This window comes from Mesorhizobium sp. M8A.F.Ca.ET.207.01.1.1 (genome assembly GCF_004794715.1).
Classification (GTDB): domain Bacteria; phylum Pseudomonadota; class Alphaproteobacteria; order Rhizobiales; family Rhizobiaceae; genus Mesorhizobium.
Genome location: NZ_SRUS01000001.1, coordinates 80070 through 97712, shown reverse-complemented (window position 1 = coordinate 97712; position 17643 = coordinate 80070). Strand labels below are relative to the sequence as shown.

The 17643-nt window shown below is 63.6% G+C and carries 17 protein-coding genes; 8 read left to right on the top strand and 9 right to left on the bottom strand.

Annotated features, from left to right (window positions below; genetic code table 11):
- A complete protein-coding gene (locus tag EN850_RS00430; RefSeq protein ID WP_136090377.1) occupies positions 1–789 on the top strand; it encodes a fumarylacetoacetate hydrolase family protein in 789 nt (262 codons plus the stop codon).
- Here EN850_RS00430 and EN850_RS00425 read toward each other — a convergent pair.
- The 5 genes from EN850_RS00425 to EN850_RS00405 all read right to left on the bottom strand — a co-directional run bounded on the left by EN850_RS00425 (position 786) and on the right by EN850_RS00405 (position 5792).
- Entirely contained in the window at positions 786–1601 is an 816-nt protein-coding gene (locus tag EN850_RS00425) for an ABC transporter permease (protein ID WP_136090376.1), read from the bottom strand. The genes EN850_RS00430 and EN850_RS00425 overlap by 4 nt on opposite strands.
- A 4-nt stretch (positions 1602–1605) precedes the next feature.
- Positions 1606–2439, bottom strand: a complete 834-nt coding sequence (locus EN850_RS00420; protein ID WP_135883390.1) for an ABC transporter permease — start codon at positions 2437–2439, stop codon at positions 1606–1608.
- Positions 2440–2461: 22 nt separating this feature from the next.
- Positions 2462–3574: an ABC transporter substrate-binding protein gene (locus EN850_RS00415; protein WP_136090375.1), complete on the bottom strand. Its 1113-nt coding sequence runs from the start codon at positions 3572–3574 to the stop codon at positions 2462–2464.
- A gap of 69 nt (positions 3575–3643) precedes the next feature.
- The gene (locus EN850_RS00410; protein WP_135863684.1) at positions 3644–4738 is read right to left on the bottom strand and encodes an ABC transporter ATP-binding protein; all 1095 of its coding nucleotides are present in this window, start codon (positions 4736–4738) and stop codon (positions 3644–3646) included.
- A 166-nt stretch (positions 4739–4904) separates the two neighbouring features.
- Positions 4905–5792, bottom strand: coding sequence for a LysR substrate-binding domain-containing protein (locus EN850_RS00405; protein ID WP_127280983.1), 888 nt, complete (start codon positions 5790–5792; stop codon positions 4905–4907).
- Between the two features lie 76 nt (positions 5793–5868).
- On the opposite strand from EN850_RS00405, the gene EN850_RS00400 reads away from it, so the two are divergent.
- The 6 genes from EN850_RS00400 to EN850_RS00375 all read left to right on the top strand — a co-directional run bounded on the left by EN850_RS00400 (position 5869) and on the right by EN850_RS00375 (position 12739).
- Complete coding sequence (locus EN850_RS00400; protein ID WP_189343614.1) at positions 5869–7470, top strand: amidohydrolase; 1602 nt, start codon at positions 5869–5871, stop codon at positions 7468–7470.
- 23 nt (positions 7471–7493) lie between these two features.
- Complete coding sequence (locus EN850_RS00395) at positions 7494–8426, top strand: dimethylarginine dimethylaminohydrolase family protein (protein WP_135883394.1); 933 nt, start codon at positions 7494–7496, stop codon at positions 8424–8426.
- Positions 8427–8648: 222 nt separating this feature from the next.
- The gene (locus tag EN850_RS00390; RefSeq protein ID WP_136090374.1) at positions 8649–10802 is read left to right on the top strand and encodes a penicillin-binding protein 1A; all 2154 of its coding nucleotides are present in this window, start codon (positions 8649–8651) and stop codon (positions 10800–10802) included.
- Between the two features lie 174 nt (positions 10803–10976).
- Positions 10977–11561, top strand: coding sequence for a DUF1214 domain-containing protein (locus EN850_RS00385; protein WP_136090373.1), 585 nt, complete (start codon positions 10977–10979; stop codon positions 11559–11561).
- Positions 11554–12123, top strand: coding sequence for a DUF1254 domain-containing protein (locus EN850_RS00380; RefSeq protein WP_136090372.1), 570 nt, complete (start codon positions 11554–11556; stop codon positions 12121–12123). The genes EN850_RS00385 and EN850_RS00380 overlap by 8 nt, the downstream gene beginning before the upstream one ends.
- A gap of 328 nt (positions 12124–12451) precedes the next feature.
- Positions 12452–12739: a hypothetical protein gene (locus EN850_RS00375; protein ID WP_136090371.1), complete on the top strand. Its 288-nt coding sequence runs from the start codon at positions 12452–12454 to the stop codon at positions 12737–12739.
- A 300-nt stretch (positions 12740–13039) separates the two neighbouring features.
- On the opposite strand, the gene EN850_RS00370 is transcribed toward EN850_RS00375, so the two are convergent.
- Positions 13040–13225 (bottom strand): hypothetical protein, encoded by a 186-nt coding sequence (locus EN850_RS00370; protein ID WP_136090370.1) that lies wholly within the window; start codon positions 13223–13225, stop codon positions 13040–13042.
- A gap of 210 nt (positions 13226–13435) precedes the next feature.
- Between EN850_RS00370 and EN850_RS00365 the strand changes: the two genes are divergently transcribed.
- The gene (locus EN850_RS00365; RefSeq protein ID WP_189590923.1) at positions 13436–14461 is read left to right on the top strand and encodes a hypothetical protein; all 1026 of its coding nucleotides are present in this window, start codon (positions 13436–13438) and stop codon (positions 14459–14461) included.
- On the opposite strand, the gene EN850_RS00360 is transcribed toward EN850_RS00365, so the two are convergent.
- From EN850_RS00360 to EN850_RS00350, 3 genes are all read right to left on the bottom strand, one after another.
- Positions 14439–14786 carry a DUF1491 family protein gene (locus EN850_RS00360; protein WP_127871331.1) on the bottom strand — a complete coding sequence of 116 codons (348 nt, stop codon included), beginning with the start codon at positions 14784–14786 and terminating at the stop codon, positions 14439–14441. The two genes, EN850_RS00365 and EN850_RS00360, sit on opposite strands and share 23 nt — an antisense overlap.
- Positions 14787–14856: 70 nt before the next feature.
- The gene (locus EN850_RS00355; protein ID WP_136090368.1) at positions 14857–15675 is read right to left on the bottom strand and encodes a peptidoglycan-binding protein; all 819 of its coding nucleotides are present in this window, start codon (positions 15673–15675) and stop codon (positions 14857–14859) included.
- Positions 15650–17401, bottom strand: a complete 1752-nt coding sequence (locus EN850_RS00350) for a HAMP domain-containing sensor histidine kinase (RefSeq protein ID WP_136090367.1) — start codon at positions 17399–17401, stop codon at positions 15650–15652. The genes EN850_RS00355 and EN850_RS00350 overlap by 26 nt, the downstream gene beginning before the upstream one ends.
- Positions 17402–17643 lie beyond the last annotated feature (242 nt).

Sequence of the window (17643 nt, the reverse complement as noted above, 5' to 3'; positions counted from 1 at the left end):
ATGCTCGATCCACAAAAGGCCAAGGCCGCGTCGCGTCTGCTGGTAAGCCATTGGGACCATGGCACCCATCTCGACGCCATACCTGAGGAGCTTCGCCCGAAGACACGGACCGAAGGCTATGCCATCCAGGCCCATGTCATGGATCGTTCGGCGGCCCCGCTTTTCGGCTGGAAGATCGCGGCAACCAGCCTTGCCGGTCAAAGGCATATCAATGTCGACGGCCCGATGGCCGGGCGCCTGCTGGCAGAGAAAGCGGTCGAGGTTGGCGGGACCGTCTCGCTGGCGACGAGCAAGATGCGGGTCGCCGAGATCGAATTCGCTTTCCGTTTCGGCAGCCAGCTCCCGCCGCGCCCGGCGCCTTATGAAATCGCCGAGGTGATGGATGGCGTGGCGACCTTGCATCCGGCGATCGAAATACCGGACTCGCGCTACGACGATTTCTGCGCCGTCGGTGCGCCACAGCTGATAGCGGACAATGCCTGTGCCAATCTGTTCGTCATCGGCCAGCCCACGCAAGACGAATGGCGTGACGTGAACCTCGCGGAACACCCGGTGACCGGTCTTGTTTCGGGCAAGTCGCGGCACGACGGAACCGGCGCGGCGGTGTTAGGCGACCCGCGTATAGCGCTCACATGGATCGTCAACGAACTGTCGGGCCTCGGCATAGCGCTCCAGCCGGGACAGGTGGTGATCACAGGCACTTGCGTGACGCCGATACGCGTCGAGGCTGGTGATGAAGTGATCGGCGATTTGGGCAAGTTTGGCCGCGTCTCGGTACGGTTTGTCTAGACCGGATTGCTCTCCCGGTTCAGCCTGACCACGAGGCTCCTCACCGCCAGAACCAGCACGGTGATGATGATCAATATCACGGAAAGCGCCGCGATCGCCGGGTCGATGTTGTCGCGCAGGCCCATCCACATCAGGCGCGGCAGCGTGATGGCGTTGACCGAGGTGATGAACAGGGTGACGCCGATCTCTTCCCAGGAGAGCACGAAGGAGAGCAGTGCCGCGGTGACGATGCCGAACTTGATATTGGGCATGATGACGCGCGTGGCGCGTTCCCACACGCTTGCGCCAAGGCCGCGCGCGGCAAGGTCGATGCGCCGATCGAGCTGGCTGAGCGAGACCAGGATCAACACCGTCGCGAACGGCACCGTCATCACCGAATGCGCCATGGCAACGCCGAGCCAGGTGTCGTAGCCGAAGAAGGAACTGACGCCTGAGATCGAGGTGAGCAGGAAGTAGAGCGTCACCGCCGAGACCACCGGCGGCACAACCATCGGCAGCAGCACGAAACCGACCAGGGCTGCCGTAAAGCGCGGCTGGAACATCCAGACGCCGAGGCTGAAACTAAGCGCCAGTACGGTTGAAATAGCGCTGCTGACGATGCCGATCCGGATCGAAAGCAGGATCGATTGGAGCCAGCGCGGGTCCTCGATCAGCGAGCGATAGTGGCGCAGCGACAATTCACCCGTCGGCATTGCCAGCATGCGGCTCGGCGTCAGCGAGACCGGAATGACGGCCAGCAGCGGCAACAGCAGGAACAGCGCCACCAGCACGGCGAGGATCAGCGAGACGGGTCCGGGGCGATAGGTCGGCATCACGCTACACCAGTTGCTTCGGTTTGACGTATCGGAAGAGCAGCGCCATCAGGGCGCCGACGAAGACCACCAGCACGACGCTGATCGCGGCCCCCAGTCCCCAGTCCGGGCTCTGGAATATCCGGAGATAGATCAATTCGGCGATCATCACGCTGCGGCCGCCGCCGAGAATCGCCGGCGTGACGAAGAAGCCGAGCGAGAAGACGAAGACGATCATCGCGGAGCCGATGATGCCGGAGCGCGTCATCGGCACGAACACCGTCCAGAAGGTGCGCATGCGGCTGGAACCCAGCCCGCGCGCCGCGAGCAGCACGCGCTCGTCCAGGCTGCGCATGGCTGACGCCAACGGAAAGACGGCGAAAGGAATGAGGAAATGCGTCATGCCGACGATGACGCCGAATTCGTTGCGCACCAAAGTCAGCGGTTCGGAGATGAAACCGATGGACTGCAGCCAGGTGTTGATGAGGCCGCGGTTGGACAAAAGCGCCACCCAGCCGAAGGCGCGCGTCAGCACCGAGATCCAGAACGGCACCAGGATGCAGAATTCGGCGATGAGGCGCTGCGCTGGGCTGCCGCGCACCCAGACGACCGTGATGGCATAGGCGGCGGCGACCGACACGATGGTGACGATGGCCGCGATGCGCAGCGTGCGGATGAACACCGACTGCACCAGATCGTCGGTGAGCAACGCCTGGTACTGGCCAAGCCCGGGCGTCGGCAAGGTGAAGCTCCACTTCACCACGCCGAGAAACGGCCAGGCATAGGCCAGGACGAGGAACAGGAGCAGCGGCGCCATCAACAGCGCCGCGCCCATCCTGTCGGAGAGAACACCTCTCATGTCAGCTCAGCCACGCCAGTGATCAGGCGGAGATGATCTTGGTGTATTCGTCGAGGGCCGCGCCGTAGTTCTTGGCGTACCAGTCCATGTCGAGCGGGATCTGCTTCTTCATGTTCTCCGGATCGACGGGGTTGATGCGCTTCTTGTCGGCGGGAATCAGCGCGTCGGCCGCCGGATTGGCCGGACCCTGGCCGAGCTTGTCGAACATGACGAGCTGCTTTTCCGGATCCTGGGCGCTGGCGATAAACTTCATCGCCGCATCCTTGCCGCCTGGGTTGTTCTTGAGCACGGCCAGCGCACCGGGCGAGATCAGACCCTGGTCCCAGATGAACTTGATCTTGCCGCCGGAATCCTGCTCGATCAGCGAGGCCCGTGTCGACCACACGATCGCCATCGACGCTTCGCCATTGAGCAGCACGCTCTGGCTCTCGGCGCCGCCGCCCCAATAGGCGACGACGTTTTCCTTGAAGGCTGATATCTTGTCATGCGCACGCTTCAAGTCGAGCGGGTAGAGCGACGCCGGTGCGATGCCGTCGGCCAGAAGGGCCGCTTCCCAGCTCGACACGCCCCATTTGTAAAGGGAACGCTTGCCGGGGAATTTCTTCACATCGAAGAAATCGGCCATGCCGGTCGGTGCATCCTTGCCGTATTTCTCGGAATCGTAGGCGATGACATAGGAGAAGAAATAGGTCGAGGCGGCATAGTCCCAGCCGAAACCGGGACGCATCTTCTTCTTGTCGACGATATTGTAGTCGATCGGCTCGAGCATGCCTTGCGCGCCGAGCGTGATGGCCGAGAACGGATCGACGTCGACAAGGTCCCAGGTCGGGGCGCCGCTCTTGAACTGCGCGGCGATCGCGCCTTCGGTCGGGCCCGAGCCGTCCATCTTGACGGTGATGCCGGTGTCCTTGGTGAAAGCCTGGCCATAGGCGGCGTCGTAAGCCGTGATCGCGTCGCCGCCCCAATTCACCAGCACCAGTTCCTTCGCCGCCGCGAAGGCTCCGGTCGAGCGCAGCAGCATCGGCGAGCCTGCAAGCACGAGTGCCGCGAGTTGCGTGAACTGGCGGCGCGAGATCTCGCCGCGTCTCGTCCTCTCGGACAGCGTTTCGAAGGCCTGTTTCTTGGTGTCGTTCATGTCAGTTCCCCTTTGTTTTCGTTGATTTCAATCCGGAAACCGGTGCGGCGGATCAGGCCGCACCGGCGCTCATTGTCCTCCATCCGGAAGGAGGAAGCCCTTTTCCGCCGGCCATGTCAGCCAGACGGAATTGCCCTTGCTGAGAGCAGCCGCCGCGACCTCGTTGGGCACCGAGACGGTTACCTTGGCACCATGGCGCGTGGTGAGGTCGAGCTTGGTCGCCGCCCCCAGATAGGTCGAGGCGATCGCGGTCGCGGCGATGCCGTTCTCTCCAGCTGCCGCCTCGGGCGCGATCGACATGTGTTCGGGCCGGATCGCCAGGATGGCGTCACCGCGGACTTTCTCGGCCTTGCAGTGCATGCTGACCGCGCGGTCCTCGCAAAGGCCGGTCGAGCCGTGGTCGGCGGGCTTGACCCCCTTCAGCGGCAGCATGTTGATCTCGCCGAGGAACTCGGCGACGAAGCGATTGTCCGGCCGGTCGTAGACCTCGTCTGGCGCCCCGACCTGCAGCAGTTTGCCGTGGTTGAAAATGGCGACGCGCGACGACAGCGCCAGCGCCTCGCTCTGGTCGTGGGTGACGAAGACGAAGGTGGTGCCGGTCTCCTGATGCAGGCGCTTCATCTCGGCCTGCATCTGGCCGCGCAGGCTCTTGTCCAACGCCGAAAACGGCTCGTCGAGGAGGAGCACGCCCGGCTCGAACACCAGCGCGCGGGCAAGGGCGACGCGCTGCTGCTGGCCGCCGGACAGCTGCGACGGCAGTTTCTTCTCGTGGCCGACCAGACCGACGCGCTCGATCATCTCGCCGACGCGCTTCCTGATCTCGGCGGCCGATTTCTTGCGGACCTTGAGCGGGAAAGCGATGTTGGCTTCGACGCTCATATGCGGAAACAGCGCATAACCCTGGAACACCATGCCGGCGGCACGCTGCTCGGCCGGGCGGTCGGTGATGTCGGCGCCGTCGCTGAAAAGCCTGCCCTCGCTCGGCTGCACGAAGCCGGCCAGGATCATCAGGAAGGTGGTCTTGCCGGAGCCGGAGGGGCCAAGCAGGGTCAGGAACTCGCCGCGCCCAATGTCAAGCGTCAGATTGTCCAGTGCACGGAACGAGCCGAAGCTCTTGCCGATCCCGATTGCCTTGATCTCTGCGGCCCGGCCGGGTTGCTGCATCCTGCCTCTATCCTTACCGTTGAGCCAAATCGTAGGCAGGGCCGAAGCTCACCGCAACCGAATAGTTTTCGCCTGATCGGCAAATTTGATTCACGGGTGGATGGAAGATGGCGTGGCTGGAACCGCCAATCTCCCCCTCGTGGGGGATCTGCTAGTCTTAATTCGCCTAGAGCCTGTTCTCCGATAGCTTTGCCCTCAACCAATCGCTGAAGGCATTGAGTACCGGATGTCCCGCCTTGGCATGCTCGAAGACCAGGAAATATGAGCGTGGCGAGGGGACCGACGCCTCGAACGGCTTGACCAGGCGGCCTTCGCTCAGCGCCCGGCGGCCTGTCAGTTCGTCGCCCATGGCAATCCCCTGCCCGGCGACCGCCGCCGAAAAGACGAGGTTCATGTCGGAAAAGAAGATGCCGCCCTCGGTGTCGGGATTTTCCACCTTCGACAATGCCAGCCAGCGTGCCCAGTCCTCGGTGTCGCCGAGATGGAGCAAATTGGCGCGCAGCACGTCGGCGGGCTTGGAAAACCCACCGACCTTGTTGAGCAGCGTCGGGCTGCAGAGCGGCGTGAACGAGACCTCGCAGAGCAGTTCCACCGCGCGGTTCGGCCAGTTGCCGACGCCAAAGGCGATGAAAGCGTCGGCCTCCGCATTGCTGACGTCATCGAGGCGACGAGGCGTCAAGATCGAGAGTGCCACGTCCCGATACATTTGCTGGAACTCGCCGATATGGGAGCAAAGGAACATCGAGGCGAAGCCCGGAGGGCAGGAAATGGCAAACGAACCGCCGACGCCCGCACCGCTGTTTTGCGCTCCCGCGTCGCCGAGCACGGTTAGCGCCTTCCTGACATCGGCCGCATAGCGCTGGCCGCGCGGCGTCAGCGCCACGCCCTTGCCGATGCGTTGCAGGAGATCGAAGCCAAGGTCACGCTCGAGCAACCGCAGCTGATGCGAGACGGCGCTGCGGGTCAGGTGCAGTTCGTCGGCGGCACGCCAGACGCTGCCATGCCTGGCGAAACTGTCGAGGGCGCGTAGCGCCTGTGTCGAAGGAATTCTCAAGAGGTGAACCGAATTTGCACGAACCGGGAAAACATATCACTTTTTGGCGAGCCGCTTCACTGCTTTCTTCTAGAGCATGGACAAACCGGTGACGACATCGGCGCAAGAAACCGCGCTTGCCTGCCTCGACGGCATCCAGCCGCTGCTGTCGGCCTGGACACGCAGCATCTTCGATTTCGGCGAGACCGCATGGCGCGAGTACCAATCGGCCGCCTGGTATGTCGATCGGCTCAAACGCGAGGGATTTTCCGTCGAGGAAGGCTCGGGCGGCATGCCGACCGCCTTCTGCGCCCACTGGACGAACGGCGCCGGACCGACAATCGGCATGTATGCCGAATATGATGCCGTGCCCGGCAATTGCCAGGACGCCGTGACGGTGAGGCAGCCACGGTCCGGCCTTGGTGTCGAGGCCGGCGGCCATACCGACCCGCATTCGGGGCTCGGCATAGCAAGCCTCGGCGGGCTGCTAGCGACCAAGGCCGCCATGCAGCGCCACGACATTCAGGGCACGCTGCGCTTTACCGGCGAGCCGGCCGAAAAGGTGCGCGGTTCGAAGCCGATCCATGCGGCAAAAGGCTATTATGACGGCCTTGCCGGCATGATTTCCTTCCATCCATTTTACATGCTGCCGCTCTGCAACACCGCTCGCTGGGATACGCATTGCGGCGCGGCCTATGCGATGATCTATCGTTTCGTCTGCGACGAACCCGAAAACTGGATTCGCGCAGGCGACGGCGTGCCGATCCCGCAGGCGCATTCGGCGGTCAGGGCACCGGGCGCGAACGATGCGCTGATGACCATGTACATGGCCTCCAAGGCGTTGCGCGATTCCATGCTGCCGCACCAGGGCGGCTGGTCGATCAGCGAGGCGATCCTGACGGCTGGCCAGGCCACCGCCGACAATCTGCCGGCCGGCCTGGCCGAGATCCAGTACATGATCCGCGTGCCGACCATCGGCATGGCCGAGCAGGTGACGGCGGTGCTCGACCGCAACGCCGCGGCCGCGGCCGCGATCAGCGGCTGCCGCTACGAGCGGCACTGGGTGTCGAAGTCGCGGCCGGGGCTGGCCAACCACGCCATGGCAGGGATTACCTACGAGGCCCTGTCGACGGTCGGGCCGCCACGCTGGGACGAGGCCGCCAGGACGATCGCGCGGGAAATCCAGGTCAATGCCGGCGGCACCGCGACCGAAAACCCCTTCATCGATGAGCTGGAGCGGCTGATTTCGCCACAGGAGGCCGAGGCGATCTTGCGCCGCGACCTGCCGCCTTCCCAGGTGAATTCGACCTCCGACGACTACACCGACATGAGCTGGCACGCGCCGACCGCGCGCTTCTATGTCGCCCGCCCAGCGCTGCGCTCGGCAAACGGCCACGCTTTTCCGGCATGGGTGATGAATGCTCTGGGCGGCATTCCCGCGACGATCGATCCGATGGTCATCTGCGCGGCCAAAACGGTCGCGCTGGCGGCGCTGCGCCTGCTCGAGGACAAAACCGTCCGCGACGAGGCGATGAACGAGTTCACCACCCGTACCGGCGGCGGCGTCGGCGGCTCCACCTGGATCGCGCCGCTCTGCGACTACGAGCCGCCGATCAATTTCCGCTGGCCGGAATATGTCACCACGCCGCGCGGGCGCGACTGGTGGATACCAAACAATGCGCGACTGACCAATTCTTGAGAACAAGCCACGAGGAGAACCGCATGACCGTTCATGACCGCATCGTCGCCGAACCGTTTTCGCTGCAACGCCGCAACCCGGCCGGCGGCACCAAACCGCTGACATCATGGGGCTTCGCCAACGAAACCGATGTCTTGACCGACGTGCTGCTCGGATCGCCGAACTTCCTGCGTCATCTGTCGACCAGCTCGCTCTCGCGAAAACATTTGCGCGAGGCGCCCTGCAACGTCCAGATCGCGCAGGCGCAGCACAAGGATCTGGTCGCGGCCTACGAGCATTTCGGCGTCAATATCCATTGGCACGAGCCGACACCGGAGCTGCCGATGCAGGTCTATTCCCGTGATTCCAGCGTCATGACGCCTTATGGCGCCATCATCACCGCCATGGCCAACTGGTGGCGGCGCGGCGAGAACTATGCCGCCATCCGCACCTATGAAAAGCTCGGCATCCCGATCTACGACATGGTGACGGCCGGCACCTTCGAAGGCGGCGACTTCAACGTCATCGAGGACGGCGTGGTGCTGATCGGCTGCGGCGGCGCCCGCACGCAGGAGGAAGGCGCCCGCCAGGTGCAAGCCTGGTTCGAGAAGGAAGGTTGGGAGACGCGCATCGCCTTCATCGACGAATATTACGTCCACATCGACCTGATGGTTGTGCCGATCGCCGAAAAGCTCACCGCCGTCTGCCTCGCCTGCACCGAACCCGGCATCGTCGACTGGCTGAAGGGCAAGGGTCACGAGATCATCGACGTGCCCTTCCAGGACACGATGGCGCTCGGCTGCAATTTCATGTCGCTCGGCAAGGACCGGGTGATCGCGCCGACCTCCAGCCAAACGCTGATCGGCCAGCTCAAGGCGCGCGGTTTCGAGGTCGCGGCGGTCGACATGAGCGAGATCTCCAAGACCGGCGGCGGCATTCACTGCATGGCGCAGGCGCTGAAGCGCGAACCGGCCTGATAGCCCGGGAAAGCCAAATCCTCTTCGCTCGCCCGATCGAGAATCTGGCGGGCGAAGAGCCGGTCCGCCAGCTACCGGCTCTTCCATCGATAAACCTTGCAGTTGTGTCCTCGCCGCCCTTGTGGGTGTCGGCAAAATGGATGAATAGTCGGAACAGGGCACCGCCCTGAAATTGCCCGCTTGCGGTTTTCAGGTCGCGCCAGAGCCGAGCCGGGTTTTAGAATGGTCAACCCTGAACCGCGCAAGAGAAGAGGTCCGATCGCCTCCCGCCTTCTGGCGCTGGACGCGTGGCTCGATTCCTCGCTCTATGAGATCGGGTTCAAGGCGCGCGAGTTCTGGGAGGCCGCGACGATCTTCTCGCGGCGCTTCCGTCTCAAGGGCTGGCGCCGTGGCTTCATCGAACTGTTGAGCGAAGGTTTTACACTCGGCGCCGGCGGCATGGTGGTGATGCTGGCGCTGGCGATACCCGCTTTCCAGGACACCACCGGCGACTGGCGTGCCCAGGGCGACTTCGCGGTCACCTTCCTGGACCGTTACGGCAACGAGATCGGCCAGCGCGGCATCATCCAGCGCGATTCAGTACCGGTCGACGAGATGCCCGACCACGTCATCAAGGCGGTGCTCGCCACCGAGGATCGACGCTTTTTCGACCATTACGGCATCGACGTGCTCGGCCTTTCCAGGGCGATCTTCGAGAATGTGCGGGCAAACTCGGTCGTCCAGGGCGGCTCCAGCATCACCCAGCAGCTGGCCAAGAACCTGTTCCTGACCAATGAGCGCACGTTCGAGCGCAAGATCAAGGAAGCCTTCCTGTCGCTGTGGCTGGAGGCCAATCTGTCGAAGAAGGAAATCCTGCAGCTCTATCTCGACCGCGCCTATATGGGCGGCGGCACGTTCGGCATCGAGGCGGCGGCGGATTTCTATTTCGGCAAGAGCGTCAAGGACCTGAACCTTGCCGAAGCGGCGATGCTCGCCGGCCTGTTCAAGGCGCCGACCAAATACGCGCCGCACATCAACCTGCCGGCGGCACGCGCGCGCGCCAATGTGGTGCTGTCCAACCTCGTCGATTCCGGCTTCATGACCGAGGGCCAGGTGCTGCAGGCCAGGCTTCATCCGGCCGACGTCGTCGACCGCGGCGAACAGAAGAGTCCCGACTACTACCTCGACTGGGCCTTCGACGAGGTCAAGAAGATCGCCAAGCCCGGCCAGCACTCGCTGGTCGCCCATACCACCTTCGACGCCAACATCCAGAAGGCGGCGGAGGAATCCGTTGAGTTCCACCTGCGCCAGTTCGGCAAGGAATACAACGTCACCGAAGGCGCGGTGGTGGTCATCGAGACCAATGGCGCGGTGCGGGCGATCGTCGGCGGCCGCGATTACGGCGCCAGCCAGTTCAACCGTGCCACCAAGGCACTGCGGCAGACCGGCTCGTCGTTCAAGCCCTATGTCTACGCCACGGCGATGGAACACGGCTTCACGCCGAACTCGATCATCTCGGGTGGGCCGATCAGCTGGGGCAACTGGTCACCGCACAATTACAGCGGCGAGTCGGCGGGCAACATCACTCTGATCATGGCGATGGCCAAGTCGATCAACACTGTGCCGGTGCGCCTGGCCAAGGACCATCTCGGAATCGCGCCGATCAAGGCATTGGCGGAATCGTTTGGCGTGGAATCGCCGCTCGAAGGGCACAAGACGATGGTGCTCGGCACCTCGGGCATGACCGTGATGGACCAGGCGACGGGTTACAGCGTCTTTGCCCAGAACGGTTTCGTCGGCTCCAGGCACGGCATCACCCAGCTCGTCACCCGCACCGGCGACGTGGTCTATGACTGGACCAAGGATGCGCCGCCGCCGCACCGGGTGCTCTCCGAGCAGGCGCTGAAATCCATGAACACCATGCTGACGGCAGTACCGGTGATGGGCACGGCCCGGCGTGCGCAGATTCCCAACATCGTCGTCGCAGGCAAGACCGGCACGACGCAATCGTACCGCGATGCCTGGTTCGTCGGCTTCACCGGCAACTACACGGCGGCCGTGTGGCTGGGCAATGATGATTTCACCCCGACCAAGAACATGACCGGCGGCTCGCTGCCGGCGATGGTCTGGCAGCGCCTGATGGTCTACGCTCACCAGAACATCGACCTGAAGCCGATCCCCGGCATCGACAAACCATTCGTCGACGAGGAGATCGCAGCCAAGGCCGCGGAAGCGCAGAAGAAGAGCGAGGACCAGGCCGCGGCCGAGGCGGCGGCCGAACGCCCGCCGGTGCTGTCGGGCCGGACCACACAGACATTGAGGGACATGACGCAGCTGTTCCGGTCCGCGCCCAAACTCGACGCCCCTGCCCCGCCCGAAACGCTTTCGGCACTGTGACATCCGCCCGGCGAGGGCTTTAGGTCTTTGTTTTTATGCATGTCGTTCTCCCAAAACCAAGGCCACTTTTGGGCGACATGCATGAGCCGAGGCGCAAATCCATCTCGCCGGCTTGCCACAAGGCCCCGCGCCGCGATATCCCCGAACGGCAATCCTTCGCGCACGCGGCCCTTCATGCTCAAGAACACCTTCCTGATGCTGCTTTCGCTTGCCATAGCCATTGGCGGCGGCGGCGCTAGCGTCTGGTATGCGCTGAAGATCCAGGACGGTGTCGGGGCGATCCGCATCGGCCAATGGACCGCCTTCCCCGATATCGGCACACCCGCCGCGGACCCCTATTCCAAGGCTCGCGTGGCGCGCGAGGGCGTGCTGGCGCTCGGCCGCGCCGAGGGCCTGTCCTTCGTCGCGGAAAATGATGCTGCCGGTGACCAGCTGAAGCGGGAATGCAGCTACAGAATAGAGGGCGGATTTCCGACAGCCCGCTTCTGGACGCTCTACGCCGCCGATCAATCGCTCGGCGTCGTGGAGACCGGCAAGCCGCGGCTTGCAGCCCTTCAGTCCTACGAGGTGCTGCGCCAGGCCGACAATTCGGTGATCATTTCGGTCGGCCATCACCCAATGCCCGGCAACTGGCTTTTGACCGACGGCTCCGGACGGATGTATTTCGTCCTGACCTTCTACGACACGCCGATCGCCAGCAGCACCGGCCTGTCGGATGTTTCGCTGCCCAGGATCGTCAAGGCCGGCTGCGATGCGTAATGTCCAAGCCACGCTGCGCCGTCTTTTCCATGCCGTCCTGCTTGGCCTCGTCGGCGCCGGCATCGTGCACATCGTGGTGCTGCTTCTGGTGCCGGAATTTTCAGAACGCGACGCCTGGTCGCGACTGTCCATGACGTCCGATCTCTACAGAATGAACCGGCTCGATGCCGAGGCGGGCGGCGCGCCGGTGGTAAAATCGGTCGACCCGCTATTCTATGCCACGGCCTGCCGGTTCGACCTCGAGGAAGGGATGGTCCGGATCAAGGCGCCGGGGAACGTCCCCTTCTGGTCGGTCTCGGTCTATGACCGCAGTGGCCATAATGTCTATTCCTTCAACGACCGTACCGCGACCGGCGGCAAGCTCGATGCCGTCGTGCTGACGCCAGCCCAGATGATCGATGTGCGCAAGGACTTGCCCGAGGATCTGCAGGGAGCGATCTTCGTCGAAGCGCCCATCGACGAAGGCATCTTCGTCATCCGCAGCTTCGTACCGGATGACAGCTGGAAGCCGATTGTGTCGCGCTTTCTCGATCAGAGCTCCTGCGAACTGCAGGATTTCTAAGCCGCGATCCGCATTTCTTCGGTGCAATTCCGGACGGAAAACCGCTTCACACTTTTCCTAGAATTGCTCTCGAACAGCCGCCAGCCGATGCGGCCTGGAAGCCCAGACTACCGCTACAGCACGCCGAAGCACTGGTCGAACACGACCGCGCCTTCGCGATCCTTCAAGAGAATATTCAGGTCGATGCGTCGCTGCGCCGGTTCGGCCGTCGCGGTTCACCTCGACGGATGAGACCGCCTTCTGCCCGCGGAGCGTTGCGCCCTTCCGCCAAGGCGTGTAGGTTGCCGGGGCGCTAGCAGGCATTCCGCCTCACCAACGCGCATTTTCAATGTATGCAAAAACTCGGTTTCACTTGCTGATGCACGCGGTGTGCGTTGGGCATGGCTATTGTGGGGGAATGCACGGCGATAAATTTATGCACGTCACCGATTACATTCCGCAGTCCGGCGACGTCACCGCTGACCAATTCGTCGAATGGGTTTTTCTGGCCGAGCATGGCGGTCAGACTTCGGAACCTTCTCCAACCTTGGATCGACATCGTGAGAGGCTGCGGGCCTTTTTCGTTGAGCAAATGGGATCTGATGTGGTTGATGCGAGTCAGTTGAGATGGGAATGATGGGCCGTTTGTCGGCGTCCATCCCCCCGCTTTCACGCGGTGATGTGTGTACACGTCAAGGCGCAATGGCCTCAAACAAGACCGGTGTGGCGACGCCGTTGCGCGAGACGAGTTCGCCTGCCCGGCCCGCGTCGCAGTCGCCGATAGCTACACTTGGTCCAGATGCGGACCAGTGGCGCACGGCTGGCGGCGGTGGCGCTGAGATCGTTGCGACGGTGCGCCGAAATCAGCGATGGCGCCTCACCTTCAGACAATGGCAGAGGCGACCGCGGCGGCCTGCGCCGCTGCTCCAGCCGGCTTTTAGTGATGCGGCACCGGCGTCCGTGGCGATCCCGGCTTGTCAGGCCCGGCGGGCCGCGCTTCGGCGGTGCTGGACCGCTCATAGCGGATGCCGGGAAATATGATCACGGCCGCCGGTATCTCGGTGGTTTGCTTGGCTCGATTGGTCGGTGCCGCACGCGGCACGAAAGACAGTACCATGCCCATGGTTCGCGCATTCCTCTCGGTTTCCCCGGAGCACAACGCAACGCCTCCAAATATCATTAAGGCCGGCAGAGGGTTAACGGACCGCTAACGGATCGTCGCTAACTTGATCTTTGTCTAGAGGTCAGAGCGTTCTGACCGAGGCAATCGCGAAACCGGCACAGTCCCGGTGGCGCGAGGCCAAGTGTGTATCCGGTGTCAGGCGTATCCCTCGTGTCATCTTCGGACTTCAGGCAAATCGCGATCAGGACGGAATCGGGAAAAGCCGAAAGGTTGTTCCGCGCCGCCGTGTCGGCGTTCTGCTCACTGACGCGCCCGTCGCGCCGCGAGATCGGCCAGCTCGAGGACTTGACCCTGCCGCTGTTCGACGACGTGTCCGTCGAATCGCGACGCTACGTGGCAGCCGCCCTTTCCGAATGCGAATATGCACCCGCGGCCCTGGTGCGGCGCCTCTGCGAGGAACCGGTCGACATCGCCGCTCCGCTGCTCATCCGCTCACGCGCCGTCAGCGATATCGACCTGATCGCGCTGATTGGCCGGCATGGGCTGCCGCATGCGCGCGCCATAGCGCGGCGCAAGGAGCTGAACCCGACCATCGCCGATCTGATCAGGGCGCTTGAAAGACCGACCTTGGTGCGGGTGCGGGATCGGGAAGCAGCCCCGGCGCAAGGCCTTGCCGTGAAGACGCAAGCGACGGCGGAGAGTGCGGAAACCCAGAGGACGCTAGGCGTTGCCGCCGAGAACGCGCGGCGCAGGCTGCGCTCCATGATGCACACCGGCGACGAAGCCTTGGCCGCGAAGGTCGATGCGTTCCCAGGTGCGGATACCTATGTCAAACTGCGCGAGACGGCACTGACGGGAAACGCCGCCTTCTTCCAGACCGCGCTAGCGGACGCCCTCGACATTGATTTCTCGATCGCGCGATCGCTGATCGCCAACCAGAACTATGCGCCGCTGCTTGCGGCGCTGCGTTCGCTCGACTTCAGCGAGGACCGGGCATTCCTGATCACGGTTGCCGTCTATCCCGGCCTGTTCCCGCATCCGCAGGCCATCCGCACCTATCTCGACCGTTACCGCCTGCTGCATCGCGATGCGGCCCTGGAGACGGTGCGGGGATGGAAAGCCGAAACCCTGTCGAAGGCGGCTCGCAACGTTTCGCCGCCGAACGGCGACAGCCGCAAGGAGTCGAACGGCGACGAAGCCGACGCCCCCGGCCTCAGGGCGTCTTCACGGAAATAAGCTCCTCGACGGGAACGCTCCCGGCCTCGATCTCGACCACCCAGATGTCGGGATCGAATTTTTTCTCGCGCTCAAGTCTCGCATCCAGCACGGCGGCATCATCGCCGGTGGCGAGAAGGCTGAAAAAACGGTCCTCGGGCTTGGCCGAATCGTAGCTTGTCTGCGGTGCCGGCCCGTAGAGAGCCGTTTCACCCATCCTGCCCCGCGCCAGGATGAACACAGCCCCGGCCTCGGTCGCACCGCGATTGACCACGGCGGCAAATCCGCCAGCGCCGAAAACCCGGCGCAACAGGGCCGACACCCACAGATCAGCGGTTACACGCATGGAAGACTCCCGACGACATGCGGGCTCTCTATCGAAATTTCCCATGCGGGGCGAGCCGTCGTTTCGGCCGTCAGTTGGTCAGGCCGATCTCGCGCATCTTGACGTAGACGATCTCGTCGGGCTCGCCGGTCTGCGGCAGCCCGAACAGCGACTGGAATTCCTTGATCGCCGCCTTGGTGCGTGCACCGACGACGCCATCCAGTTGCATGTCGTCATTGCCGAAGGCCTTGAGCCCGGCCTGGATCTTGACGATGCGGGGGTCGGGTCCTTCGGTGGAGGCCGGGGCGGAATTCGTCTGCCCAGTATTCGCCTGCCCGGAATTCGTCTGCCCAGAATTCGTCTGCAACGACACGGGAACGGCGGCCGACGGCATAGCGGGACGAGGCTGCGGCTTGGGCACGGCGGCGGTCTTCGGCGTTGCCCCCAACTGGTCCAGCAGCAGCGCGTCGATCTCGCCCGAGGCGTTCAGCCCGACCTTCTGCTGATAGGCCTGTATGGCCTTGCGCGTGTTGGGGCCGGAAATGCCGTCGACGGTGCCAGAATAGAAATCGAGATCCTTCAATATGCCCTGCACCTGCTCGACCACCGGATCGCCCTTGATCGGGGCGGGCGCAGCGTTGGGCCGCACGATGTTGATCGTCGTCTCCGGCTCGTCGGCTGCGTGCGGAAAGCCCTGGAAATTGCGTGTGGCGAAAAATGCCCCGGCGTGCGGGAAAGGCTGATACCACAGTGCATTCGCCGAGACGTAGAACAGCGTCACCAGGAATGCGGTCGATCCTCCCACAAGGACGGGATTGCGCGAAATCATGCCGCCAACGGCGATGGCGCCGTCCTGAAAGGCATTGCTGCGGCGTTTGACCGCCTTAGGCTGTTTTGCGGAGCGAGCCATTTCCGTCCCCTTTCGCCCTCGTCACCGGCATCGTCAGCACTCCGGTTTGGTTGGCGGGGCGTCCCTTCGGCCCGCTGACCGGCAGGCTGATGGTCACCGTGGTGCCCTCGCCCGGCATGCTTTCGATCGACATGGTCCCTTCATGCAAGGCGACCAGCCCCTTCACCAGGGAAAGGCCAAGACCCGTCCCCTCGAAACGGCGGGTATAGTCGTTCTGGATCTGCATGAAGGGTTTGCCGAGATTGGCGAAATCCTCCTCGGCAATGCCTATTCCGGTGTCCCTGACCCAGAAATGCAGACGTGAGCCGATCCGCTTGGCGCCGACGACGACGTCGCCGCCGTCGGGCGTGAACTTGATCGCGTTGGAAACGAGGTTGATGAGCATCTGCTGTACGGCGCGGCGATCGGCATTGATATCGCCTGCGTCAGGGGCGATCTGCGTCCGCAGGTCGATATTCTTGGCCTGCGCCTGCAGCCGCATCATAGACTGGCACATGTCCACGGCTTCCACGAACCGGAACGGCTCCGGTTCGGTGGCGTAGACGCCCGATTCGATTCTCGATACGTCGAGTATGGATGTCACGACTGCCAGCAAATGCTGGCCCGAATCCCGCACGAGGCCGACATACTCCTTCTGGCGCGGGTCCTTGAAGGCGCCGAACATCTCGTGCAGCAGCATGTCGGAGAAGCCGATGATGGCGTTCAACGGCGTGCGCAGTTCATGGCTCACCACCGCCAGGAACCTGCCCTTGGCCACTTCGGCGGCGGCCGCCGTCTCATTGGCTTGCGCCAGTTCTTCGCGCAGCCGCGCTGTCTCGTCATTCTCGCGCAGCACAAGCGTGAAGACGTCGCTTTGTTCCTCGCCGCGCACCAGTTCCAGCGCGAATGGCTGATAGTTGTCGGCGACAAAACCATTTCCGTTCTGGGTGCCGTTGCCGCTCTGGGGCAGCCTGATGCGCAATTCGAGGCGGCGCGACAGTGCGCCGTCTCGCATGTCGGCCAGGGCGCTGAGATAGGCGACACGGTCAGACAGGTGGACGCGGTCGAAGAGGCCCGTTCCGGACAACAGCTCAGGCGGCAATTTCAGAAGCGTACGCGCCTTGGCGGACGCATCCACGACTTCGCCGTGGCGGGCGATCCGCAAGACCACCGCGTCGATGATGTCTTCCAATCGGTCCCCTGCATCGACCGTATCGGTCGCGCCCGCGGTGCCGCGAAAAGCCGATATGCGCGGGATGAGGGTCAGCGCCCAGGCCAATGGCACCAGCCAGTGCCAGGCGGCGATGTGCGCGTCCGCGAATGGAAGGAAGGCGGCCGACAGGGACTGAAAGGCGATGGCGATGGCGGCCGAGGCGCCCCCCCACAATACCGCACGCCTTGACGCGCCGATCCACCAGGCTTCGAATGGCAGCGCCAGGGCAAGCATGGCCACAGGTGAACTCAACCCGCCTGCGGCACCGGTGAGACCGCCAAGGGCAATCGCCGCCATCGCCAGCGCGATCGGTCCCGCGGCGGCCATCTTGCCGGTCGCGGCCACCAGCAGGGCGACGAACCAGCACAGACCGAAGGCGGCGAAAATGGCGGCCATGGTCACGGCGGCCCCCATGCCCGATGTAACCAGCGTGACCGCGGCACCCGCTGCAAAGAACGGCGCGGCCAGCATCACGCCTATGAAACGGCGCTGGCGCTCGCGGTCGCTGCGCCCGAGAACGCTGGGATGAACCATGCGTTCACAACCGGCCGCCATTGCGCCAGGCAATTCAGCGTATCTGGCCTCGATCGGCATCAACTCAACGCACTCGCACTCGTCGGGAACAGCTCTGCTTTTGCAGATTGTCTTGATTGGCTTTGAAACTCGCATCCAGCGTTTAAGGAATGGATAAGGCAGGGCCGACCAAGGCCGGCCCTGCGGCAAATATCGGGATGACGGCCACCGAAAATCCGGGCAAATGCAGCCATAGTAAACGG